This window comes from Mesorhizobium sp. P2_E6, from assembly GCF_056403835.1.
Genome location: NZ_JBFUEQ010000018.1, coordinates 1 through 21,342, shown reverse-complemented (window position 1 = coordinate 21,342; position 21,342 = coordinate 1). Strand labels below are relative to the sequence as shown.

Annotated in this window: 26 protein-coding genes; 20 read left to right on the top strand and 6 right to left on the bottom strand. The window is 61.8% G+C overall.

Annotation, left to right across the window (positions count from 1 at the left end):
• The first annotated feature begins 41 nt into the window (after positions 1–41).
• The 6 genes from AC1D08_RS31565 (at position 42) to AC1D08_RS31540 (ending at position 4,166) form a co-directional block, all read left to right on the top strand.
• The gene (locus AC1D08_RS31565; RefSeq protein WP_457153867.1) at positions 42–1,076 is read left to right on the top strand and encodes a cysteine synthase A; all 1,035 of its coding nucleotides are present in this window, start codon (positions 42–44) and stop codon (positions 1,074–1,076) included.
• The gene (locus AC1D08_RS31560) at positions 1,076–1,819 is read left to right on the top strand and encodes an alanyl-tRNA editing protein (RefSeq protein WP_457153866.1); all 744 of its coding nucleotides are present in this window, start codon (positions 1,076–1,078) and stop codon (positions 1,817–1,819) included. Before AC1D08_RS31565 ends, AC1D08_RS31560 begins: the two co-directional genes overlap by 1 nt.
• 142 nt (positions 1,820–1,961) lie before the next feature.
• Entirely contained in the window at positions 1,962–2,813 is an 852-nt protein-coding gene (sseA, locus tag AC1D08_RS31555) for a 3-mercaptopyruvate sulfurtransferase (protein WP_457153865.1), read from the top strand.
• A 5-nt stretch (positions 2,814–2,818) separates the two neighbouring features.
• Positions 2,819–3,382 carry a GNAT family N-acetyltransferase gene (locus AC1D08_RS31550; RefSeq protein ID WP_095091816.1) on the top strand — a complete coding sequence of 188 codons (564 nt, stop codon included), beginning with the start codon at positions 2,819–2,821 and terminating at the stop codon, positions 3,380–3,382.
• Positions 3,383–3,483: 101 nt separating this feature from the next.
• Positions 3,484–3,951 carry a DUF1203 domain-containing protein gene (locus AC1D08_RS31545; RefSeq protein ID WP_457153864.1) on the top strand — a complete coding sequence of 156 codons (468 nt, stop codon included), beginning with the start codon at positions 3,484–3,486 and terminating at the stop codon, positions 3,949–3,951.
• A 62-nt stretch (positions 3,952–4,013) separates the two neighbouring features.
• Entirely contained in the window at positions 4,014–4,166 is a 153-nt protein-coding gene (locus tag AC1D08_RS31540) for a hypothetical protein (RefSeq protein WP_457153863.1), read from the top strand.
• A gap of 21 nt (positions 4,167–4,187) precedes the next feature.
• On the opposite strand, the gene ald is transcribed toward AC1D08_RS31540, so the two are convergent.
• On the bottom strand, positions 4,188–5,303 hold the full coding sequence (gene ald / locus AC1D08_RS31535) for an alanine dehydrogenase (RefSeq protein ID WP_457153862.1): 1,116 nt from the start codon (positions 5,301–5,303) through the stop codon (positions 4,188–4,190).
• A gap of 156 nt (positions 5,304–5,459) precedes the next feature.
• Here ald and AC1D08_RS31530 point away from each other — a divergent pair, with 156 nt between their 5' ends.
• Positions 5,460–5,933, top strand: a complete 474-nt coding sequence (locus AC1D08_RS31530; RefSeq protein ID WP_010909317.1) for an Lrp/AsnC family transcriptional regulator — start codon at positions 5,460–5,462, stop codon at positions 5,931–5,933.
• On the opposite strand, the gene AC1D08_RS31525 is transcribed toward AC1D08_RS31530, so the two are convergent.
• Together AC1D08_RS31525 and AC1D08_RS31520 are read right to left on the bottom strand one after the other, a co-directional pair.
• Positions 5,930–6,343 (bottom strand): hypothetical protein, encoded by a 414-nt coding sequence (locus AC1D08_RS31525; RefSeq protein WP_143748960.1) that lies wholly within the window; start codon positions 6,341–6,343, stop codon positions 5,930–5,932. The two genes, AC1D08_RS31530 and AC1D08_RS31525, sit on opposite strands and share 4 nt — an antisense overlap.
• Before the next feature lie 201 nt (positions 6,344–6,544).
• The gene (locus AC1D08_RS31520; RefSeq protein WP_457154487.1) at positions 6,545–7,195 is read right to left on the bottom strand and encodes a 5-formyltetrahydrofolate cyclo-ligase; all 651 of its coding nucleotides are present in this window, start codon (positions 7,193–7,195) and stop codon (positions 6,545–6,547) included.
• A 165-nt stretch (positions 7,196–7,360) separates the two neighbouring features.
• Here AC1D08_RS31520 and AC1D08_RS31515 point away from each other — a divergent pair, with 165 nt between their 5' ends.
• Both AC1D08_RS31515 and AC1D08_RS31510 read left to right on the top strand, forming a co-directional pair.
• Positions 7,361–8,626 (top strand): NAD(P)/FAD-dependent oxidoreductase, encoded by a 1,266-nt coding sequence (locus tag AC1D08_RS31515; protein ID WP_457154488.1) that lies wholly within the window; start codon positions 7,361–7,363, stop codon positions 8,624–8,626.
• A 149-nt stretch (positions 8,627–8,775) separates the two neighbouring features.
• On the top strand, positions 8,776–10,755 hold the full coding sequence (locus AC1D08_RS31510) for a bifunctional 2',3'-cyclic-nucleotide 2'-phosphodiesterase/3'-nucleotidase (RefSeq protein WP_477227104.1): 1,980 nt from the start codon (positions 8,776–8,778) through the stop codon (positions 10,753–10,755).
• A 38-nt stretch (positions 10,756–10,793) separates the two neighbouring features.
• On the opposite strand, the gene AC1D08_RS31505 is transcribed toward AC1D08_RS31510, so the two are convergent.
• Together AC1D08_RS31505 and AC1D08_RS31500 are read right to left on the bottom strand one after the other, a co-directional pair.
• Complete coding sequence (locus AC1D08_RS31505) at positions 10,794–12,050, bottom strand: class I SAM-dependent methyltransferase (RefSeq protein WP_477424988.1); 1,257 nt, start codon at positions 12,048–12,050, stop codon at positions 10,794–10,796.
• A gap of 59 nt (positions 12,051–12,109) precedes the next feature.
• Positions 12,110–12,283 (bottom strand): DUF1365 family protein, encoded by a 174-nt coding sequence (locus AC1D08_RS31500; RefSeq protein WP_457153999.1) that lies wholly within the window; start codon positions 12,281–12,283, stop codon positions 12,110–12,112.
• A gap of 91 nt (positions 12,284–12,374) precedes the next feature.
• Between AC1D08_RS31500 and AC1D08_RS31495 the strand changes: the two genes are divergently transcribed.
• From AC1D08_RS31495 to AC1D08_RS31470, 6 genes are all read left to right on the top strand, one after another.
• Entirely contained in the window at positions 12,375–12,509 is a 135-nt protein-coding gene (locus tag AC1D08_RS31495) for a hypothetical protein (protein ID WP_457153998.1), read from the top strand.
• Positions 12,510–12,693: 184 nt separating this feature from the next.
• A complete protein-coding gene (locus AC1D08_RS31490; RefSeq protein ID WP_457153997.1) occupies positions 12,694–12,984 on the top strand; it encodes a Dabb family protein in 291 nt (96 codons plus the stop codon).
• A gap of 44 nt (positions 12,985–13,028) precedes the next feature.
• Entirely contained in the window at positions 13,029–13,919 is an 891-nt protein-coding gene (locus AC1D08_RS31485) for a VOC family protein (RefSeq protein WP_457153996.1), read from the top strand.
• A complete protein-coding gene (kdsA, locus tag AC1D08_RS31480) occupies positions 13,916–14,761 on the top strand; it encodes a 3-deoxy-8-phosphooctulonate synthase (RefSeq protein WP_457153995.1) in 846 nt (281 codons plus the stop codon). The genes AC1D08_RS31485 and kdsA overlap by 4 nt, the downstream gene beginning before the upstream one ends.
• A gap of 120 nt (positions 14,762–14,881) precedes the next feature.
• Positions 14,882–15,085: a dodecin family protein gene (locus AC1D08_RS31475; protein WP_019858016.1), complete on the top strand. Its 204-nt coding sequence runs from the start codon at positions 14,882–14,884 to the stop codon at positions 15,083–15,085.
• An 83-nt stretch (positions 15,086–15,168) separates the two neighbouring features.
• Positions 15,169–15,534 (top strand): PRC-barrel domain-containing protein, encoded by a 366-nt coding sequence (locus AC1D08_RS31470; RefSeq protein WP_095091630.1) that lies wholly within the window; start codon positions 15,169–15,171, stop codon positions 15,532–15,534.
• Between the two features lie 54 nt (positions 15,535–15,588).
• Here AC1D08_RS31470 and AC1D08_RS31465 read toward each other — a convergent pair whose 3' ends face one another.
• On the bottom strand, positions 15,589–15,714 hold the full coding sequence (locus tag AC1D08_RS31465) for a hypothetical protein (RefSeq protein WP_095091814.1): 126 nt from the start codon (positions 15,712–15,714) through the stop codon (positions 15,589–15,591).
• Positions 15,715–16,001: 287 nt separating this feature from the next.
• Here AC1D08_RS31465 and eno point away from each other — a divergent pair, with 287 nt between their 5' ends.
• The 5 genes from eno to AC1D08_RS31440 form a co-directional block, all read left to right on the top strand.
• A complete protein-coding gene (gene eno / locus AC1D08_RS31460) occupies positions 16,002–17,276 on the top strand; it encodes a phosphopyruvate hydratase (protein WP_184874324.1) in 1,275 nt (424 codons plus the stop codon).
• A gap of 162 nt (positions 17,277–17,438) precedes the next feature.
• A complete protein-coding gene (locus AC1D08_RS31455) occupies positions 17,439–17,762 on the top strand; it encodes an FtsB family cell division protein (protein ID WP_477424986.1) in 324 nt (107 codons plus the stop codon).
• Positions 17,763–17,956: 194 nt separating this feature from the next.
• Positions 17,957–18,994 carry a pyruvate dehydrogenase (acetyl-transferring) E1 component subunit alpha gene (gene pdhA / locus AC1D08_RS31450; RefSeq protein WP_477227108.1) on the top strand — a complete coding sequence of 346 codons (1,038 nt, stop codon included), beginning with the start codon at positions 17,957–17,959 and terminating at the stop codon, positions 18,992–18,994.
• Positions 18,995–19,009: 15 nt separating this feature from the next.
• Positions 19,010–20,395, top strand: coding sequence for a pyruvate dehydrogenase complex E1 component subunit beta (locus AC1D08_RS31445; protein WP_457155030.1), 1,386 nt, complete (start codon positions 19,010–19,012; stop codon positions 20,393–20,395).
• Positions 20,396–20,413: 18 nt separating this feature from the next.
• A partial coding sequence (locus tag AC1D08_RS31440) for a biotin/lipoyl-containing protein (protein ID WP_477424984.1) occupies positions 20,414–21,342 on the top strand: 929 nt, incomplete at its 3' end.

Sequence of the window (21,342 nt, the reverse complement as noted above, 5' to 3'; positions counted from 1 at the left end):
GGGTTTCTACGGTTTCGGCACAGCTGCACAAGGAATCCTGAATGCCCCGTTCTGTGATCGACGCGATCGGCAACACGCCTCTGATCCGCCTCAACAAAGCGTCTGAACAAACCGGCTGCGAGATCCTGGGCAAGGCCGAGTTCATGAATCCAGGCCAGTCGGTCAAGGATCGCGCCGGCCTGTTCATCATCCGCGACGCCGAGCAGCGCGGGCTGCTGAGGCCCGGCGGTGTGATCGTCGAGGGAACGGCCGGCAACACCGGTATCGGGCTGACGCTGGTCGCCAAGGCGCTGGGATACCGCACGGTCATCGTCATTCCAGACACACAGAGCCAGGAAAAGAAGGACACCATCAGACTGCTCGGCGCCGAGCTGATCGAGGTGCCCGCGGTACCTTACAAGAATCCCAACAATTACGTGAAATTGTCGGGGCGGCTGGCCGAGCAGATGGCGCGGACGGAGCCGAACGGCGCCATCTGGGCCAACCAGTTCGACAATGTCGCCAACCGTGACGGCCATATCCGCACCACCGCGGAGGAAATCTGGAACCAGACCGGCGGCAAGGTCGACGGTTTTGTCTCGGCGGTCGGTTCGGGTGGAACGCTGGCCGGCGTCGCCTTCGGATTGAGGGCCAGGCGCAAGGACGTCAAGATCGCGCTGGCCGATCCGCTGGGAGCCGCGCTCTACAGTTTCTACACCAGCGGTGAGTTGAAGTCCGATGGCAGCTCGATCACCGAAGGCATCGGGCAGGGGCGCATCACCGCCAATCTCGATGGCTTCACGCCGGATTTTTCGTTCCAGATCCCGGACGAAGATGCGCTGCCGATTGTCTTCGACCTGATCCAGGAAGAAGGACTGTGCGTCGGCGGTTCGACCGGCATCAACATTGCCGGCGCGATCCGGCTGGCGCGCGAACTGGGCCCCGGCCACACCATCGTGACTGTTCTTTGCGACTATGGCACGCGCTATCAATCGAAGCTGTTCAACCCGGAATTCCTGCGCGAGAAGAACCTGCCGATACCGGGCTGGATGGAGCAGCGGAGCACGATTTCTGTGCCGTTCGAAAAGGTCGCGTGATGGCGCACAGGACCGAAGCGCTGTTTCGCGACGACGCCTATCTGCGGACAGCGGACGCCACAATCATTGCCGTCAACGATCGCGGCGGCATCATTTTCGACAGGACGATCTTCTACGCCACATCGGGCGGCCAGCCGGGCGATATCGGTCATCTGGAGCGCGCCGACGGCAGCCGCATCGCCATCGCCGCCACCATTACGGGCGAGACCAAGGACGAGATCATCCATGTCCCGGCGTTGGAGCAGAGGGTTCCCGAGGTCGGTGAACGCTTGAGCCTGGCGATCGACTGGGAGCGCCGGCATCTTTTGATGCGCATGCACGCGGCCTGCCACCTGCTCACTGTGGTCTGCCCGTTCCCGATCACCGGTGCGTCCGTTTCCGAGGATGACAGCCGCGTCGATTTCGATATTCCCGACGCCAGCTTCACCAGGGAAGACGTAACGGCGAGCCTGATGGATCTGGTGCGGGCCGATCACCCGATCTTCACCAGGCTGATCAGCGACGAGGAGCTGGCCGCCAACCCGGGCCTGGTGAAATCCAAGAACGTCCGGCCGCCTGTTGGCACCGGTAAGATCCGCCTGGTCTGCATCGGTGATAACGCTTCGGTCGATAGCCAGCCCTGCGGCGGCACCCATGTCAAAAGCACTGGTGAGGTCGGCGAAATCCATATCGGCAAGATCGAGAAGAAGGGCCGTGAAAACAGACGCTTCCGCATCCGCTTCGGCACGATGCCGGCGACCTGATGCATGTCGCCCAAGAAAGTGGCCTCGATGTTGGGTCAACGACTTGCATGAGAACAAAGACTTAAAGCGCGTCGCTTGAATCCGCTTCAACGCGACGCACTTTAATCGGACAATCACCGCCAAACGGCGAGCAGGAGAAAAAATGGCCGAGGACAGTCCTTTCACCGTCGACGCGGATTGGCTGCAGCAGCGCCTCGGCGAGCCGGGCCTGACGATCATCGACGCATCCTGGTATCTGCCGGCGCAAAAGCGCGATGCGCGCGGCGAATACGGCGCGGCCCACATTCCGGGCGCACGATTTCTGGATCAGGACGCGGTTTCGGACCCGGATTCGCCGCTGCCGCATACGCTGCCGTCACCGCAGCATTTTGCCCAGTATGTCGGATCGATGGGCGTTTCGGCCGACGACACCATCATCATCTATGATGGTCCGGGCTTCTTCTCGGCGCCTCGGGCGTGGTGGATGTTCCGAGTGATGGGCGTCTTCCAGACCTATATTCTGGACGGCGGCTTCGATGGCTGGAAAGCGGCCGGCCGGCCGGTGACGGCCGAACCGACCAGGATCGCGCCAAGTGTGTTTCATGCCGATTTCGACGCCGGTCGCGTTGCCAGCCTCGCCGACATGCGCCGGATCGTCGATACCGGGGAAAGCCAGATCGCCGACGCCCGTGGACCGGGCCGCTTTGCCGGCACGGAGCCAGAACCGCGCGCCGGTATCCGCTCCGGCCATATGCCTGGCGCGCGCAATCTGCCCTACTCGGCGCTGTCGGAAAATGGCAAGCTCTTGTCGAAGGACCGCTTGCGCAAGGTGATCGAGGCGGCCGGCATCGATCTGTCGAAACCCGTCATCACCTCGTGTGGTTCCGGCATTACAGCCGCGGTGGCGACGCTGGCGCTGGAAACGCTTGGCCATACCGACAACAGACTTTACGACGGCTCATGGACGGAGTGGGGTGGGCTCTCCGACACGCCGGTCGTGACCGGCAAGGAATGAAGACGATGGAAAACGGTGCGCTGGAAGACATCGATGTCACGGTCACGTTCCTCGAAATGCATGTGCCTCCAGCCTATTCGCCGCCGGTGCCCTACAACCGTCAGGTCGCCCTGCTGAAGACCAAGGACATTCCCCTGCATTTCTACCGCTATTTGATGGATAGGGTGGGACGCAAATGGCACTGGGTCAACGTGCTGAGGCTGGATGACGAGGAGCTTTCGGCCGGCATCCACCGCGAGGACCGCGACATCAGAGTGCTCTACCTCGACGGCGCGCCGGCCGGCTTCTTCGACCTCAAGCCGCATCTGCCGGAAGAAGTCGAGCTCGCCTATTTCGGCATGATGGAACATGCGACCGGGCAAGGCATCGGCCGCTGGTTCCTGGGGGCGGCGATCGCAGCAGCGTGGTCGTACGGGCCGAAGCGGGTGACAGTGCAGACCTGCACACTCGATCATCCGGCGGCTTTGCCGCTCTACCAGAAGCTCGGCTTTGCGCCGGTGGCGCAAAAGAAGGAAATCGTGCATCCGCTGCCTTTCGGAGAACGCTCGGCCAGCGTCATGAGGCCGTGACATCAGCCAAAAATCCGAAGCATCCGCCACTGCGCAGGAATCGGGTGGGAAGCGTCAACTTGAGGGCATAATTTCCGGTGGACTACACCGGAGATCCCACCATGACCATTCAGTTCAAAGCGCTGCCGACCGAAAATGTCAGGGCATTGCAGCACGGCGGCTCGGATGCCTACGGCCAAACGCCCGAACGAAAGATTTCCGACGGCGATGGCATGCCTTGTCGGCACTGTCTGAGGAACATCGCCGCTGGCGACGTTTACCTCGTTCTGGCCTATCGGCCATTCCCGGAGCTTCAGCCTTATGCCGAAACCGGGCCGATCTTCCTGCATGCCGAAGAATGCGACCGCGCCGCCGAGAGCGAGGTGCTACCTGAGATTCTCGAAAGCCCTGACTACATCGTGCGCGGCTACGGCAGGGATAATCGTATCGTCTACGGCAGCGGCGGTGTCATCCCGACCGGAAGAATTGCAGCGCGAGCCGAGGCCCTCTTCGAGCGCGACGATATCGCCTACGTTCATGTCCGCTCGGCACGCAACAATTGCTACCAGTGTCGCATCGAGCGCGTCTGAGGCATTGGAACGCTGGGCGAGGGCCTGTCGTACTCCCGTCGCACAATCGCGCTAGAAAGCCATTGTCGATCGATTTGCCGACCGCGGATGAACCGGCGGCAAATCTCGATATCGAGGAAGCGGGGCTTTGGCTCCGCTTTTTTGTTGCCCGGCCTCGCGCTCAAGAAAACCTTCGCGCCCAAGAAAAAACCCGCCGGCAAGAACCGGCGGGCTGACGGAGGAATTCTGAAGGAGAATCAGGCCGCGAGAACGGCTTTCGGCTCAACCAGTTCGTAGCCGAGCGCCTCGGCGACCGCGCGGTTGGTGATCTTGCCCTTGTGGACATTGAGGCCATTGCGCAGATGGTGGTCATCGACCAGCGCCTTCAGGCCCTTGTCGGCAAGCTGCAGGCCATAATGGAGCGTCGCGTTGTTGAGCGCGTGGGCCGACGTCACCGGTACCGCGCCGGGCATGTTGGCGACGCAGTAATGGATGACACCGTCGACCTCGTACGTCGGCTCGGCATGGGTAGTGGCGTGCGAGGTCTCGAAGCAGCCGCCCTGGTCGATGGCAACGTCGACCAGCACGGAACCCTTCTTCATGCCGGACAGCATTTCGCGCGTGACGAGCTTCGGCGCCGCGGCGCCGGGGATCAGCACCGCGCCGACGACGATGTCGGCCGAGAAGCACTCTTCCTCGAGCGCCTCGACGGTCGAGTAACGGGTGTGCACGCGGCCGGTGAAGAGGTCGTCGAGCTGGCGCAGGCGCGGGATCGAGCGATCGATGATGGTGACGTCAGCGCCAAGCCCCACCGCCATCCTGGCAGCATGCAGGCCGACGACGCCGCCGCCGAGCACAGTGACCTTGCCGGGCAGCACGCCGGGCACGCCGCCGAGCAGCACGCCGCGGCCGCCATTGGCCTTCTGCAGCGCCGTGGCGCCGGCCTGGATCGACAACCGACCGGCAACTTCCGACATCGGCGCCAGCAACGGCAGGCCGCCACGGTCGTCGGTGACGGTTTCGTAGGCGATTGCGGTGACACCGGAAGCGAGCAGGCCCTTGGTCTGCTCCGGGTCCGGAGCCAGGTGGAGATAGGTGTAGAGAATTTGGCCTTCGCGAAGCTGCGCCCATTCGTTGGGCTGCGGCTCCTTGACCTTGACGATCATGTCCGACTTGGCGAACACATCGGCAGCCGTCTTGGCGATTGTCGCACCGGCGGCGCGATAGGCATTGTCATCGGCGCTGATGCCGGCGCCGGCGCCGGTCTCGACCAGCACTTCATGGCCGTGGGCGACATATTCGCGGACGGAGCCGGGCGTGAGGCCGACGCGATATTCGTGGTTCTTGATTTCCTTGGGGCAGCCGACGCGCATTTTCTTCTCCTGATCCGGCCCTTTTGGGCTCGTTCCCTGTATAGGTGGAGTGAACCACAAATCGCTGCGCAGGTGTTTGCGAATGCGCTTGCGCCAACGGGCGGTTTTCGATAATCGTTGCGCAAAATGGTGAGATATTCGCAGGATTCACGGAAAATGCCGCTCGACAGGATTGATATCGCCATTCTCGAGACTTTGCAGAAGGATGGCAGGATACCGAATGCTGCACTGGCCGAGAAGGTTGGCCTGTCGCAGTCGGCCTGTTCGCGCAGGCTCGACAATCTGGAGAAATCCGGAACCATCCGCGGCTACCATGCCCGGCTTTCCAATGCCGCCCTTGGCCATCAGATGACGGCGATCGTGCATATTTCGCTGTCAGGACAGTTCGAGAAGACGCTGTCGGATTTCGAGGCGGCAATCAAGCGCTGCCCGAATGTGCTGTCCTGCCACCTGATGTCGGGCGAATACGACTATATCCTGCGCATCGCGGCCAAGGATCTCGTCGACTACGAACGCATCCACAAGGAATGGCTGTCGGCGATGCCGCATGTGACCAAGATCAACTCGTCATTCGCCTTGCGTGAGATCGTCGACCGCACGGCGATGGGCATGAAGCCGGAAATGGCTTAACGCCAAAGGCATACCCGGACGTCCTTCCCAACATAGCATGCCCCTTCGCGGCGAAGGTCTTCCCAGCGTTCGTCACCGTGAGTTTCGGAAACGTCCGAGTTGCTATAGCCTTCCCAAAGATCACCGTCCTTGTAAACAACTGCCCAGTAGTCTTTGGACATTTCACCAGCCCCACTATGCGTATCAGGATAGTCGATACCTGCAAAAACTTGCCGAGGCCCCTGGATATTAAAATCGCCGCCCTTCTCGATTTGATAGTAGCATCTTCCGGATATGCGAGTCTGACCGTCAACAGTAAGCAGGCAGCGGCCCCATTTATAGCCGCTCGGTAAACGATGCTGTGGTTGCGCCTGCGAAGGCGAAACGGAAAACGCAATTGCAAGGGCAGCCGCTGTGGTTCGTCCGATCATCTTATCATCCGTTGTGACGCAGCCAATCCTAGGAGTTACCGGACACTGTTGGATCCGCCCGGAGCGCATGTCGAAACGCCGCGGCATGGTTCCCTTGAAGATCAGACTATTTATCGACCAAGTCGGATTTTTGTCACATGACATTTGCGCTGCTTCGCAGCGGAACAGAAATCCAGCCGGTCTCATTTTCCAAACAGGGTGTTAGGCCTCGGTGACGATCCGATCCATCGGGATGTCGTGCGGCTGCGGGTAGATGGTGGCGATACGCTGCAACTCATAGCCGACGCCGATCACCAGCGGCTTGAACGGCATCGCCGCCAGCGTGCGATCGAAGAACCCGCCGCCATAGCCCAGGCGGTAGTTTCGAGGATCGATGCCGACGATTGGCGCAATGACGATGTCGGGCAGCACCGGATCGCCCTCGGCCGGGATCGGGATGTTCCAGACACCTTTTTCCAGCCGGTCGCCCGGCGCGTAGGGGCGAAAGATCAGCGGCTGACCTTTCTCGATGACAACGGGCAGGGCGGTGCGGCCGCCGCGCGCATTGACGGACGCCATCCATGGGCGCAGGTCCGGCTCGCCGCGAAACGGCCAGTAGAGACTGACCATGCGGCCGACGATCTCGCCGACGATTGCGTCGAGACCTTGCGCAATGCGCTGCGACATCACCGTTCGCGCGTCGGCCGAAACGGCGAGACGCGCGGCGATCAGGCGTTCGCGCTCGGCCTTGCGCCAGCGCCGGACGTCGGTCCAGTCGGCTAGTGGTGTCTGAAACGCGGGATCGAGTTCATGCATGAAGCAGGGAGGAGAGGCATATTGCGCCGGACCTTGGTCGTCATGATTGCTAGCCATGCTTTACCTCATCGCGTATTTGATCACGCTATACCTCGTGACACGATACGACATGTGCGTTCACGACATAGAACGACGAGTCTCAGGCACCTCCCCCGCGTTGCTGCGATGCACAAAAGTACCTACATCTAGCCTAGGCAATCTTGCCCGTTAGCGGTGAATGAGATGAACCACGCCAGCCATCATGTCGTTGTTGTCGGCGCAGGTTTCGGCGGTCTCGAATTCACCCGAGCGCTTGGCGGTGCGCCGGTCCGCATCACCATGATCGACAAGCGTAATCATCACCTCTTCCAGCCGCTGCTCTACCAGGTGGCGACCACGGCGCTGGCGACGTCCGAAATTGCATGGCCGGTCCGCCACCTCCTGCGCAAGCGCAAGGATGTGACGACGCTGCTTGCCAATGTCGTCGGCGTCGATCGCGCCGGCAAGCGCGTGCTGCTCGATGATGGCAGTGCGGTCGCCTATGACACGCTGCTGCTCGCCACCGGCGCGCGCCACGCCTATTTCGGCCACGATGAATGGGAACCTTTCGCGCCCGGCCTGAAGACGCTGGAGGATGCCACCACGGTTCGGCGGCGCATTCTGCTGGCCTTCGAGCAGGCCGAGCGGGAGGCCGATCCCGTCAAGCGCGAGGCGCTGCTGACCATTGCGATCGTCGGTGGCGGGCCGACCGGCGTCGAGCTTGCCGGCACCATCGTCGAACTGGCGCATGACACGCTGCGCGGTGAATTCCGCAACATCGATACACGACAAACGCGTGTCGTGCTCATCGAGGCCGGCGATCGTATTCTGGCCAATTTTGCACCGAGGCTTTCCAACTACGCGGTGAAGGCGCTCGAGCGGCTCGGTGTGACAATCGAACTCGGCCGGGCTGTTACACGGTGCGACGCAGAGGGCGTAGTCTTCGGCGACAGGCACTTGTCGGCAGGCACAATCCTGTGGGCAGCGGGCGTTGCCGCCTCGCCGGCCGCCGAATGGCTAGGCGCGGCGGCGGACCGGGCGGGCAGGGTGCTCGTCGAGCCTGACTTGAGCGTGCCGGGCAGCCCGGAGATTTTCGTCGTCGGCGATGCCGCGCATGTGCTGCGGCCGGACGGGCGGCCCGTTCCCGGCGTGGCTCCGGCCGCCAAGCAGCAGGGCCGCCATGTCGCCGCCACGCTGAAGGCGCGGCTTGCCGGCGACACCGGCCCACGGCCGTTCCGCTACAGGCATGACGGCGACCTCGCCACGATCGGCAAGCGCGCCGCCGTGATTGATTTCGGCTGGATCAAGCTGACCGGCTGGGCGGCATGGTGGCTGTGGGGCATAGCCCACATCTATTTCCTGATCGGCTTTCGCAACCGGCTTGCGGTTTCACTGAGCTGGCTATGGATCTACGCGACGGGCCAGCGCAGCGCGCGGCTGATCACCCAGGGCGACGACGACAAGGGCTGATTTCTTCTCCCCAGACCCGTTCATCCGCACGTCATCTGTTGCTGATCGAGTGGCGTTCCGATGCGCGCAATTTCTTGAATGGACTCGGATGGGTTTCAGCGCAAAGTTCGCTTCGGGGCAGGGCTTGTCACGTCGTCGAAGGAGAAAACATGTCTCGACTGCTCCATCCCGTCTCCCGCCGCGATCTCCTTGGCGGTGCCGCCGCCGCAGGAGCGTTGATCATGCTGCATCCGTTCTCCGCCCGCGCCCAGGCCAACCAGGCCCATCTTCGGATCATGGAAACCACCGACATCCATGTGAACGTGCTGCCTTACGATTACTACGCCGACAAAGCGAACGACACGATGGGCCTGTCGCGCACGGCTTCCCTGATCGACGCAGTGCGCAAGGAAGCCGTCAATTCGATGCTGATCGACAATGGCGACCTGCTGCAGGGCAATCCGATGGGCGACTACATCGCCTATGAGAGGGGCATGAAGGATGGCGACCTGCATCCGATCATGAAGGCCATGAACCTGCTCGGCTACGAATGCTCGACGCTGGGCAACCACGAGTTCAATTACGGCCTGTCGTTCATGGACAAGGTGCTGGCTGGCGCCAATTTCCCCTTTGTCTGCGCCAATTTGATCCGCGGCACCGAGCTTGCTGCGAACCCGCGTGACGACAAGCTTTATCTCAAGCCCTATGTCATCCTCGACAAGAAGATCAGGGACGGGTCAGGCGCCGAGCAGCCGATCAGGATCGGCATCATCGGCTTCGTGCCGCCGCAGATCATGGTCTGGGATCTCAAGAATCTGGAGGGCAACGTCAAGACACGCGACATCGTCGAGGCGGCCAACGCCTGGGTGCCACAGATTAAGGAGGAAGGCGCCGACATCGTGATTGCGCTCTCACATTCCGGCATCGACGTGAAGCAGGGCGACATGATGGAGAATGCGTCGTTCTTCGTCGCCGGTGTCGACGGCATCGATGCGGTATTCACCGGCCACCAGCATCTGGTCTTTCCCGGCAAGAAGGACTTCCAGTCGCTGGACGGCGTCGACACGCAAAAAGGCACGCTGCAGGGCAAGCCGGCCGTGATGGGCGGCTTCTGGGGCTCGCATATGGGGCTGATCGACCTGATGCTGGAGCGCGACGGGTCGAACTGGAAGGTCGTTTCCGCCACCTCCGAGGCGCGGCCGATCTTCGAACGCGTCGACAACAAGGCCAAGTCGATCGTCCCCGACGACAAGCGCATCATCGCGGCACTCGAACAGGACCACCAGGCAACTCTGGCCTATGTGCGCCGTCCCGTCGGCAAGACCTCGGCGCCGCTGTATTCCTATTTCGCGCTAGTCGCCGACGATCCGTCGGTGCAGGTCGTCAGCCAGGCGCAGACCTGGTACCTGAAGGATATTCTCAAGAACACGCAATGGAAGGACGTGCCGCTGCTGTCGGCCGCCGCACCCTTCAAGGCCGGTGGACGCAGCGGCGCCGACTACTATACAGACGTGCCGGCAGGCGACATCGCCATCAAAAACGTCGCCGATCTCTACCTCTACCCGAACACCGTGCGAGCCGTGGAAATCACCGGCGCGCAGGTCAAGGAATGGCTGGAAATGTCGGCCGGCATCTTCAACCGGATCGAACCGGGCAAGGCCGACCAGGCCCTCATCAACACCGACTTCCCGTCCTACAATTTCGACGTCATCGACGGCGTGACCTACAAGATAGACCTGTCGCAGCCGCCGAAATACGATGCCAAGGGGGGACTGGCGAACGCCGGCGCCAATCGCATCGTCGACTTGATGTTTGACGGCAAGCCAATTGATCCCAAACAGAAATTCGTCGTTGCGACCAACAACTACCGGGCCGGCGGTGGCGGCAATTTCCCCGACATCAATGCCTCGAAGATCATCTACGAGGCGCCGGACACCAATCGCGACGTGATCGTTCGCTACATCGTCAGCGAGGGCACGATCAATCCGTCGGCGGACGGCAACTGGTCGTTCGCGCCGCTGCCTGGAACCAGCGTCGTGTTCGAGACCGGCGCCAAGGCCAAGGATTTCATTGCCGAGGTGAAGTCGCTGAAGATCGAGCCGGTAGGAGAGGGCGAAGCGGGATTTGCGAAATACCGAATCCTTCTCTGACCGTCGGCATAGGTCCGCGCCGGTACGGCAGCGTGGACCTATGCCTTGTAGACCACCTGGCGCACGTCGATATAGCTGGCGCGGAAGCCGGCCTCGCAATAATGCAGGTAGAATTCCCAGAGCTTCTTGAAGCGGTCGTCGAAGCCGAGCGGGACGATCTTTTCCCATGACGCCCAGAACCGCTGGCGCCATTCGGCGAGCGTGCGCGCATAGTCGTCCGGAAACACGCGCTCGCGCAGATGGGCAAGGCCGTGATCGTTGCCGAGTGCCTTCAGGATCGACGGCGTCGGCAGCATGCCACCCGGAAAAACATAGCGCTGGATGAAATCCGGCCTTGCGCGATACGTGTCGTAGGCGGCTTCGTTGATGGTGATGATCTGCAGGCCCGCAGTGCCGCCAGGCCTCAGGCAGGCTTTCATCTTGCCGAAGAACACCGGCCAGTACTTCTCGCCGACCGCCTCGAACATCTCTATCGAGGCGATGCGGTCGTAGGTGCCGGTTTCGTCGCGATAGTCCTGCAGCTTGATGTCGACCTTGTCGGCAAGCCCGGCCTTGGCGAGGCGCGCCTTGGCGAAGTCGTGCTGCTCGCGGCTGATCGTCAGCCCGGTCACACGGCAGCCGATCTCGCGTGCCGCGAATTCGGCGAAGCCGCCCCAGCCGCAGCCGATCTCCAGTACGTGATCCTTCGGACCGATCCCCGTATCCTTGGCCAGTGCGCGATATTTGGCGGCCTGGGCGCTTTCGAGGTCGTTGGCGCCGTTGGCATAGAGGGCCGAGGAATAGGTCATGCTCGGATCGAGCCATTCCTTGTAGAAGGCGTTGCCAAGATCGTAATGCGCCGAAATGTTGCGCTTCGAGCCGGTGCGCGTGTTCTCGTTGAACCAGTGCCGGATGCGCTGGACGGTGTTGATGAGCCAGCTGGCGCCACCAGCAACGCGTTCGCCGATGGCCGAATTGACCACGAACAGCTCCAGGAAGCTGGTGACGTCAGGGCTTTCCCAATCGCCGTCCATGTAGGATTCGGCAAGGCCGATCGTGCCGCCGGAAAAGGCACGGCCGGGCAAGCGCCAGTTCTTGAGCACCAGTTCGGCGTCCGGGCCCGGTCCCTTGCCGCCGACCAGGACGGCGCGTCCGTCCGGCATCCTGACCTTCAGCGATCCGCGCGGCAGGTTCATGGCCGCCGACAGCACCATGCGCGCCTTCGCCGGCAAACCCTTGACGATCTCGGCGAAATTGAATTCGTCCAGCCTGACCGCTTCGCTCAACGCCAGACCATGATGTTCCTTGTTTGTCATCTCACGCCCCTGCGCTTCCGCGGTGTCGGCGCAAATTGCCGAGCCTCGGTTCTCGCGGTTCATTCGCCGGGTTCGAACGCCATTGCCTGATCCCGGCAGTTGATCGAACGAAAGCGCGTGCCCTTTAGCCAGAGCTTCAGCGCTGCCCAGTGAATCCCTGCGATAATCTTCCACGTCATGAGGGGGAACATCAAGAGGCAGGCTGCAAGCCAGGCTGTGCCAAGTGGAGGCACTCGCAGTCGTGGATCCGGCTTTTAAACAGCAAAGGCCGAACACGCCTAAAACGCCTATGGTTGTAACCGTGCTTGTGCGATAGTTTTAGCCATGCGTTATGTGATCGTCATTGCCGCCATCGCCTTTTTCCTGATCTGGGACGGCCTCTACAATCAGGGCCGGTATCTCGACACGGCGGTAAGGGGTGTCACGCACGTCGTGCGATCCATCACCGGCAAAACCTAGCGCCCATCCGCATGAGGCGCTGCCGCGACATCCTTGTCGATTGACGCGGCCGTCCTGTCGTCACAAAAGACCCCGGCACTTAATGCATGTCGTCCAAAAGTGGCCCCGGTCTTGGGCAACGACATGCATAAAGACAAAGACGTGAAGCGCGTCGCCCGACGCGCTTTCGATCGAGGAGGCGGCGTTGATCCGGCATATCGTTTTCTTCAGCGCGCGGCGCAAAGAGGATGTGGAGGCCGTTCGCACCGGCCTGCAGGCGCTCGGCAACATTCCCCATTCCAGCCTCTTCGAGGTGACCATCAACACAAAGGTCGACCCGCTGTCGGACGAGATCGATGTGGTCGTCTATGCCGAGTTCGCCGATGACGCGGCGTTGGCCGCCTACAAGGCGCACCCGCTCTATGGGCAGACAACCAGCAAGGTCAAACCATTGCGCGAGCTGCGTTATTCCGCCGATGTCGTGGCCGGTGCCTGATTGAGACTTGAACCGGTTTGCGGAATGATGCACATCGCGCCTGCATGAACCGAACAACAGCCGCCGGCACTCATCCGCTCGATCATCTGGTGCTGCCGACACAGAACCTCAATGTGGCACGAGCCCGGCTCACCGCGCTTGGCTTCGTGGTTGCCCCGACCGGCATTCATCCCTTCGGGACCGAAAACTGTTGTGTTTTCCTCACCGACGGCACCTATCTCGAGCCGCTCGCGGTCGGCGACGAACAGGCCGCGACGGCGGCCATTGCCGAGGGCAATGTTTTCGTCGCGCGCGACCGTATCTATCGCAACAGGCACGGTGACGAGGGGTTTTCCGCAGTGGTCCTGGGGACCAGCAACGCAGATGCCGACCAGGCACGCTATGTCGAAGCCGGCATCTCCGCGGGAGACATGCTGAGCTTTTCGCGCGCGTTCACCGACACGGCGGGTAAAAGCGACATTGCATCGTTCAAGCTCGCCTTTGCATCCGATAGCAACGCTACGGATGCTTTCCTGTTTGCCTGCGAACGGGTCAACGCGCCGAACGTGGATCGGACAGCCTTGCAGGCGCACGCCAACGGCGCCACGGGAATTGTCGAGATCGTGGCGGTCAGCGACCGGCCCGCCGAGCAGCGCCGGCTGATCTCCTTGGCGGTGGACGATCCGGCCGCCAGCGGGCAAGGCGGCGCGTTTCACTTGCCGAACGCAACCTTGAGTGTGCTTGCCCCGACGTCTTTCACCGCACGCTTTGGCTTGCCTGCCGGCGCGCCGACGGACCTACGCTTCGCCGCCGTGGTCTTTTCGGTTCCCAGCGCCGATATCACCTCGAGGCTGCTTGCAGCCAACTCCGTCAAACACGATATAGCGGGCAATGATATTGTCGTGCAGCCGGCATCCGGACAGGGCGCGGCTTTCATCTTCCGGGAGATCCAATGAGCAAGCCCCTGGCGCCCAATTCGTCGGTAACCGTCGGCAATGTCGTCTTCGACAACAACGCGGCCTTGTCGCTGATCGCTGGTCCTTGCCAGTTTGAATCGCGCCAGCATGCCTTCGACATGGCCGGCGCGTTGAAGGAACTGACCGGCAAGCTTGGAATAGGCCTCGTCTACAAGACCAGCTACGACAAGGCCAACCGCACCTCGCTGTCGGCGACGCGCGGTGCGGGCATGGAAGCGGCACTTCCCGTCTTCGACGAACTGCGCAAGGAATTTTCGCTGCCGGTGCTGACCGATGTCCACACCGAGGAGCAGTGCGCGATCGTCGCGCCGCATGTCGATGTCCTGCAGATTCCGGCCTTCCTGTCGCGCCAGACCGACATGCTGGTCGCCGCTGCGAGGACCGGCAAGGTGATCAACGTGAAGAAGGGGCAGTTCCTGGCTCCCTGGGACATGAAGAACGTGGTTGCCAAGATCACCGGTTCCGGCAACGCCAATGTCTTGACCACGGAGCGCGGCGCGTCGTTCGGCTACAACACGCTGGTGTCCGACATGCGCGCTCTGCCTATCATGGCCGAGATCGGAGCGCCGGTGATCTTCGACGCCACGCATTCGGTTCAGCAGCCAGGCGGGCAGGGCGGCTCCTCTGGCGGCGAGCGCCGCTTTGTCGAGACGCTGGCCCGGGCGGCTGTCGCCGTTGGTGTGGCCGGCGTGTTCATCGAGACCCATCAGGATCCGGACAATTCGACCTCTTCCGATGGCCCGAATATGGTGCCGCTGAAGGATATGCCGGCACTGCTGGAAAGACTGATGGCGTTCGATCGTATCGCCAAGGGTCACTGAAGCGTCCCACGGACGTTCCAGCGTCGGCAACTGACAATGGCCCCATGGCCCGGCGCTTGTGGAAGACATAAGCCGGCTGTACGCTCGCCTCGCAAATGAGCGTTTTGGCAGGAGGAAGCCATGTCTGTCGCCCGCGTCACCGAAATCACCTCATCGTCGAAGAAGAGCTTTCAGGACGCCATCGAGAAGGGGATTGCGCGTGCCGCAAAGACCTTGAAGAACGTCGAAGGCGCCTGGATCCAGGACCAGAAGATCGTCGTCGAGGACGGCAAGATCGCTGCCTATCGCGTCAACATGAAGGTCACCTTCATCCTCGCGGAGTAACCGGCTGCCGCCGAAAAAGTCGGGAACTTTCGCCCGCGCCCCTCATTGTCAAAGCATGGATCAACGACAATGAGGAGCACATCATGACAACCCAGACAGGCCACACCGAAGCCATTGCCGCTTCGCGCGTCATCGGCACGTCCGTCTACAACACCGAGGGTAGGAGCATCGGCAGCATCGAGGACATCATGCTCGATAAGACCTCGAACGGCATCATGTTCGCGGTGATAGGTTTCGGCGGTTTTCTCGGCATCGGCGAGAAGTACCACGCCATTCCGTGGGCCAGCCTCGACTATGACGAGGACAAGGGGGGCTATGTCGTTCCGTTCTCCAAGGAACAGCTGAAGGCCGCACCCGCTTATTCGATCAACGAACTGGCCGGCGCGGATGGCGAGACGGCGCGCGACGCGTCCTATGATTATTACAAGGTCACGCCTTACTGGCATTGACGCCCGGAAACAAAAGGCCCCGTTCAGACGGGGCCTTTTGGATTCGATGTGCGCCTATTCGCTGACATGCAAGGCCGGTAGCGGCCCTGCTGCCTTGGGTGGCGATTGCTGATTGTCGCACGACGTCAGAAACGCCGCCGCGATCAGGAACAGACTCACGATACCACTCAACTGGGACATGGCGAAACTCCTCCTGTTTCGCCCCGCGCACCCGCACCATAGCCGGAAGTACATCCGCCGCACATGACTTATGATGACAGCGATTTGCGCTTCGTGAACCGCCTGATGCATATCGCCACAAAGTAGTCCCCGGTTTTGAGAGAACGGCATGCGGCGCCTGAATCCGTTCAGGCGCGACGCGCTTTAGGCTGACGCCACGGCAATAATTGCGACCGGGCCGATTGCCTTTTGCGGCACTTTGGCTAAGACGTGCGCGACCCTTCTTCAGATCAATCGAGGACATCGCAATGACCGCCATCATCGACATTGTCGGGCGTGAAATCCTGGACAGCCGTGGAAATCCGACCGTCGAGGTCGATGTCGTTCTCGAAGATGGCTCGATGGGCCGCGCTGCGGTGCCGTCGGGCGCCTCGACCGGTGCCCACGAGGCCGTCGAACTGCGCGACGGCGGCGCCCGCTATCTCGGCAAGGGCGTGCTCAAGGCTGTCGAAGCGGTGAACGGCGAGCTGTTCGAGGCTATCGGCGGCATGGAAGCCGAAAATCAGATCCACATCGACCAGACCATGATCGAGCTCGATGGCACCCCCAACAAGAGCCGGCTCGGCGCCAACGCCATCCTCGGCGTCTCGCTGGCCGTGGCCAAAGCCGCAGCCGATGCCGCCGGCCTGCCGCTCTACCGTTATGTCGGCGGCACCAAGGCGCATGTCCTGCCAGTGCCGATGATGAACATCATCAATGGCGGCGCCCATGCCGACAACCCGATCGACTTCCAGGAATTCATGATCCTGCCGATCGGCGCGCCGACACTGCGCGAGGGTGTTCGCTGGGGTTCGGAGATCTTCCACACGCTGCGCAAGAAGCTGAAGGATGCCGGCCACAACACCAATGTCGGCGATGAGGGCGGCTTTGCCCCGAACCTGAAGAGCGCGCCTGTGGCGCTCGACTTCATCATGGAATCGATCGAGAAAGCCGGCTTCAAGCCCGGCGAAGAGATCGCGCTCGGCCTGGACTGCGCGGCCACCGAGTTCTTCAAGGACGGCAACTACGTCTACGAGGGCGAGAAGAAGACCCGCGATCCCAAGGCCCAGGCCAAATACCTGGCCAAGCTCGCAGCCGACTATCCGATCATCTCGATCGAGGACGGCCTTGCCGAGGACGACTGGGAAGGCTGGAAGTATCTGACCGACTTGATCGGGAAGAAGACCCAGCTGGTCGGCGACGACCTGTTCGTCACCAACACGGCACGGCTGCGTGACGGCATCCGCATGGGCGTCGCCAATTCGATCCTGGTCAAGGTCAACCAGATCGGTTCGTTGACGGAAACGCTCGACGCCGTCGAAACCGCGCACAAGGCCGGCTACACCGCCGTCATGTCGCACCGCTCGGGCGAAACCGAGGATTCGACCATAGCCGATCTCGCCGTTGCCACCAATTGCGGACAGATCAAGACCGGCTCGCTGTCGCGCTCGGACCGCATGGCCAAGTACAACCAGCTGATCCGCATCGAGGAAGAGCTCGGCAAGCAGGCGAGCTACGCCGGCAAGTCGGTGGTCAAGGGCTGATCCGGAAACACCCAGGCATGGGATATCGATGAAAGGGCGGGAGCATTCCCGCCCTTTTTCATTTCGGGTCTCGAGCAGCCGGTCATCCGTAACCGTCCGTTAAGCACAATCGGGCGAAAAAGATGGGGAGCCGTAGGAGTTCGCGGCCGCGAGGATTTGGATATGTGGACGCGTCAGCACAAGCAGAGAAACACCGGCCGGCTGATCATTCCCTCGCTCTGCGTGGCGTTCCTCGCCTATTTCGGCTTTCATGCCTACCACGGCGAATTCGGCATCAACTCGAAATATCAGCTGGAAGCCCAGACGGTTGCGCTGCAAGGTCAGCTCGACGCGATTAAGGCGCGCCGGATGGAGCTCGAACGGCGCGTTCGGCTCATGCATGAAGGGTCGATCGAGAAGGACATGCTCGACGAGCAGGCGCGCAAGGCGCTCAATCTGTCCCAGGCTGACGAAATCACCATCATGTTGCCGGTCTCGGTGAAGTAACCGGTTTTCAGTTAATAGCCAATATTTTCAATGATTTTAATCGCTTAGACGCATGTGAGCTATGCAATTTCGGCATGGCATAACGCTCTAGCGCGTGTTAGCCTCTCCAAAATCGGTGGGGAGGAGCTGATCTCCCCAGGGCGGATTTGATCCTGCCCTAATGTCCGCAAAGAGACGCCAACAGGGAGTGATGCATGGCCACCGCAGCCAGAAAAGCGCCTGCCAAATCCAAATCCGACGGCAAGATGGGGCTTTCGGCCCCCAAGCCTGCAGAATTCACCAAGGATGAAGAGCTTGCCGCCTATCGGCACATGCTGCTTATCCGCCGTTTCGAGGAAAAGGCCGGCCAGCTTTACGGCATGGGCTTCATCGGTGGTTTCTGCCACCTCTATATCGGCCAGGAAGCGGTCGTCACCGGCATGAAGATGGCGCTGATCCAGGGCGACCAGATGATCACCGCCTATCGCGACCACGGCCACATGCTGGCGATGGAGCTTTCACCGCGTGGCGTCATGGCTGAGCTGACCGGACGTCGTGGCGGCCTGTCCAGGGGCAAGGGCGGCTCCATGCACATGTTCTCCAAGGAGAAGCATTTCTACGGCGGCCACGGCATCGTCGGCGCGCAGGTGTCGCTCGGCACTGGTCTGGCCTTCGCCAATCGCTACCGCGACAACAACAATGTGTCGCTGACCTATTTCGGCGATGGTGCGGCCAACCAGGGCCAGGTCTATGAAAGCTTCAACATGGCCTCGCTGTGGAAGCTGCCGGTTATCTACATCATCGAGAACAACCGCTATGCCATGGGCACTTCTGTCTCGCGCTCGTCGGCGGAGACGGACTTTTCGCATCGCGGCGCCTCGTTCAAGATTCCCGGGCTGCAGGTCGACGGCATGGATGTCCGCGCCGTCAAGGCTGCGGGCGATCTGGCCACCGAATGGTGCCGTGCCGGCAACGGCCCGCTGATCCTCGAAATGCAGACCTATCGCTATCGCGGCCACTCGATGTCCGACCCGGCGAAGTACCGATCCAAGGAAGAAGTGCAGAAGATGCGCTCCGAGCATGACCCGATCGAGCAGGTCAAGGCGCGGCTGATCGAGAAGAAATGGGCGACCGAGGACGAACTGAAGACCGTCGACAAGGAGGTTCGCGATGTCGTCGCGGATGCCGCCGAATTTGCCCAGAACGACGCGGAGCCGGATCCGTCCGAGCTCTGGACCGATATCGTATTGTAACGGGAGGGCAAGGACATGCCGATCGAAATTCTCATGCCCGCTCTCTCGCCGACCATGGAAGAGGGCAATCTTTCCAAGTGGTTGAAGAACGAGGGCGACAAGGTCGTCGCCGGTGACGTCATCGCCGAGATCGAAACCGACAAGGCGACGATGGAAGTCGAAGCCGTCGATGAAGGCACGCTTGCCAAGATCGTGGTTCCTGCCGGCACCGAAGGCGTCAAGGTCAATGCAGTGATCGCCGTACTCGCGGTTGACGGCGAAGATGTCGACAAGGCCGGCGAAGGCATCGGCGAAGAACCCCCGAAGGCTGAAACAGCGGCGCCTGCGCCGGCGGCAGCCAAAAGCGAGGCCTCAGCACCGGTCGCAGCCGCCCCGAGGACGGAAATCGCCGCCGATCCGGATATTCCGGCCGGGACGGAAATGGTCTCGACCACGGTGCGCGAAGCGCTGCGTGATGCGATGGCCGAGGAAATGCGCCGCGACGGCGATGTCTTCGTCATGGGCGAGGAAGTTGCCGAATACCAGGGCGCCTACAAGATCACGCAGGGACTGCTGCAGGAGTTCGGGCCGCGGCGCGTCGTCGACACGCCGATCACCGAGCATGGCTTTGCCGGCGTCGGCGTCGGCGCGGCGATGGCCGGTTTGAAGCCGATCGTCGAGTTCATGACCTTCAACTTCGCCATGCAGGCGATCGACCAGATCATCAACTCGGCTGCCAAGACGCTCTATATGTCGGGCGGCCAGATGGGCGCGCCGATCGTGTTCCGTGGACCGAACGGCGCCGCCGCTCGCGTCGCAGCCCAGCATTCGCAGTGCTATGCCGCCTGGTACAGCCACATTCCCGGCCTCAAGGTCGTGATGCCCTACACCGCTGCCGATGCCAAGGGCCTGCTCAAGGCGGCGATCCGCGATCCTAACCCGGTTATCTTCCTCGAGAACGAAATCCTCTACGGTCATTCCTTCGACGTGCCGAAGCTGGATGATTTCGTGCTGCCGATCGGCAAGGCGCGCATCCACAAGACCGGCAAGGACGTCACCATCGTCTCCTTCGGCATCGGCATGACCTATGCGGTCAAGGCTGAAGCCGAGTTGCGCGGCATGGGCATCGACGCCGAGATCATCGACCTCAGGACCATCCGCCCGCTCGACCTCGACACGGTCGTCGCCTCGGTCAAGAAGACCAACCGGCTGATCGTCGTGGAAGAGGGATATCCGCAGAGCTCGGTCGGCGATCACATCGCCAACCAGGTGTCGCAGCGTGCCTTCGATTTCCTTGACGCCCCGGTCATCACCATTGCCGGCAAAGACGTGCCGATGCCGTATGCGGCGAACCTCGAAAAGCTGGCGTTGCCGAATGTCGGCGAGGTCATCGAGGCGGTCAAAGCCGTCACGTATCGCTGAACCGGGCGGGAGGACAAAATGCCAATCAACATCACCATGCCGGCCCTGTCGCCCACGATGGAAGAGGGCAATCTGTCAAAGTGGCTGGTCAAGGAGGGCGACAAGGTTTCGCCCGGCGATGTCATTGCTGAGATCGAGACCGACAAGGCAACGATGGAAGTCGAGGCTGTCGACGAGGGCACGGTTGCGAAGCTCGTCGTTCCTGCCGGCACCGAGGGCGTCAAGGTCAATGCGCTGATCGCCGTGCTCGCTGCCGAAGGCGAAGACGCCGGCGCCGCCGCGAACAGCGGTGGCCCTGCTGCGCCAGCGAAAGCGGAAGCGCCGAAAACGGAGGCTCCGAAGGCGGAAGCACCAAAGGCTGAGGCGCCAAAGGCCGAGCCTGCGCCCGCATCCAAGGCAGTAGCGGCTCCGGCCGCCAACGGCCATGCCGCTGGCGAGCGCACCTTTGCATCGCCGCTCGCGCGCCGCATCGCCAGGGAAGCCGGGGTCGATGTGTCTGCCGTGACCGGCACCGGCCCGCATGGCCGCGTGGTGAAAGCCGATGTCGATGCGGCGATTGCCGGTGGCGGCATCAAACCTGCCGCCAAGGCAGCGCCCGCAGGGGCACCGGCGGCTCCGGCTGCTGCTGCCGCCCCGGTGAAGGCGATGTCGGACGAGCAGGTGCTGAAACTGTTCGAGCAAGGCTCCTACGAACTCGTCCCGCATGACAATATGCGCAAGACCATCGCGCGCCGCCTGGTCGAGGCCAAGACCACCATCCCGCATTTCTACCTGACACTCGACTGCGAACTCGACGCGCTCTTGGCATTGCGCACGCAGATCAATGCGGCAGCGCCGATCAAGAAGACCGAAAAGGGTGACGTGCCGGCCTACAAGCTGTCGGTCAACGACATGGTGATCAAGGCAATGGCGCTGGCGCTGAAGGCGGTGCCGGATGCCAATGCATC

Excerpts from the sequence above, each read along its gene's own strand:
- AC1D08_RS31565 (WP_457153867.1), top strand. The coding sequence starts at position 42 with ATGCCCCGTTCTGTGATCGACGCGATCGGCAACACGCCTCTGATCCGC.
- AC1D08_RS31560 (WP_457153866.1), top strand. The coding sequence starts at position 1,076 with ATGGCGCACAGGACCGAAGCGCTGTTTCGCGACGACGCCTATCTGCGG.
- sseA (WP_457153865.1), top strand. The coding sequence starts at position 1,962 with ATGGCCGAGGACAGTCCTTTCACCGTCGACGCGGATTGGCTGCAGCAG.
- AC1D08_RS31550 (WP_095091816.1), top strand. The coding sequence starts at position 2,819 with ATGGAAAACGGTGCGCTGGAAGACATCGATGTCACGGTCACGTTCCTC.
- AC1D08_RS31545 (WP_457153864.1), top strand. The coding sequence starts at position 3,484 with ATGACCATTCAGTTCAAAGCGCTGCCGACCGAAAATGTCAGGGCATTG.
- ald (WP_457153862.1), bottom strand. The coding sequence starts at position 5,303 with ATGCGCGTCGGCTGCCCCAAGGAAATCAAGAACCACGAATATCGCGTC.
- AC1D08_RS31530 (WP_010909317.1), top strand. The coding sequence starts at position 5,460 with ATGCCGCTCGACAGGATTGATATCGCCATTCTCGAGACTTTGCAGAAG.
- AC1D08_RS31525 (WP_143748960.1), bottom strand. The coding sequence starts at position 6,343 with ATGATCGGACGAACCACAGCGGCTGCCCTTGCAATTGCGTTTTCCGTT.
- AC1D08_RS31520 (WP_457154487.1), bottom strand. The coding sequence starts at position 7,195 with ATGGCTAGCAATCATGACGACCAAGGTCCGGCGCAATATGCCTCTCCT.
- AC1D08_RS31515 (WP_457154488.1), top strand. The coding sequence starts at position 7,361 with ATGAACCACGCCAGCCATCATGTCGTTGTTGTCGGCGCAGGTTTCGGC.
- AC1D08_RS31510 (WP_477227104.1), top strand. The coding sequence starts at position 8,776 with ATGTCTCGACTGCTCCATCCCGTCTCCCGCCGCGATCTCCTTGGCGGT.
- AC1D08_RS31505 (WP_477424988.1), bottom strand. The coding sequence starts at position 12,050 with ATGACAAACAAGGAACATCATGGTCTGGCGTTGAGCGAAGCGGTCAGG.
- AC1D08_RS31495 (WP_457153998.1), top strand. The coding sequence starts at position 12,375 with ATGCGTTATGTGATCGTCATTGCCGCCATCGCCTTTTTCCTGATCTGG.
- AC1D08_RS31485 (WP_457153996.1), top strand. The coding sequence starts at position 13,029 with ATGAACCGAACAACAGCCGCCGGCACTCATCCGCTCGATCATCTGGTG.
- kdsA (WP_457153995.1), top strand. The coding sequence starts at position 13,916 with ATGAGCAAGCCCCTGGCGCCCAATTCGTCGGTAACCGTCGGCAATGTC.
- AC1D08_RS31475 (WP_019858016.1), top strand. The coding sequence starts at position 14,882 with ATGTCTGTCGCCCGCGTCACCGAAATCACCTCATCGTCGAAGAAGAGC.
- AC1D08_RS31470 (WP_095091630.1), top strand. The coding sequence starts at position 15,169 with ATGACAACCCAGACAGGCCACACCGAAGCCATTGCCGCTTCGCGCGTC.
- AC1D08_RS31465 (WP_095091814.1), bottom strand. The coding sequence starts at position 15,714 with ATGTCCCAGTTGAGTGGTATCGTGAGTCTGTTCCTGATCGCGGCGGCG.
- eno (WP_184874324.1), top strand. The coding sequence starts at position 16,002 with ATGACCGCCATCATCGACATTGTCGGGCGTGAAATCCTGGACAGCCGT.
- AC1D08_RS31455 (WP_477424986.1), top strand. The coding sequence starts at position 17,439 with ATGTGGACGCGTCAGCACAAGCAGAGAAACACCGGCCGGCTGATCATT.
- pdhA (WP_477227108.1), top strand. The coding sequence starts at position 17,957 with ATGGCCACCGCAGCCAGAAAAGCGCCTGCCAAATCCAAATCCGACGGC.
- AC1D08_RS31445 (WP_457155030.1), top strand. The coding sequence starts at position 19,010 with ATGCCGATCGAAATTCTCATGCCCGCTCTCTCGCCGACCATGGAAGAG.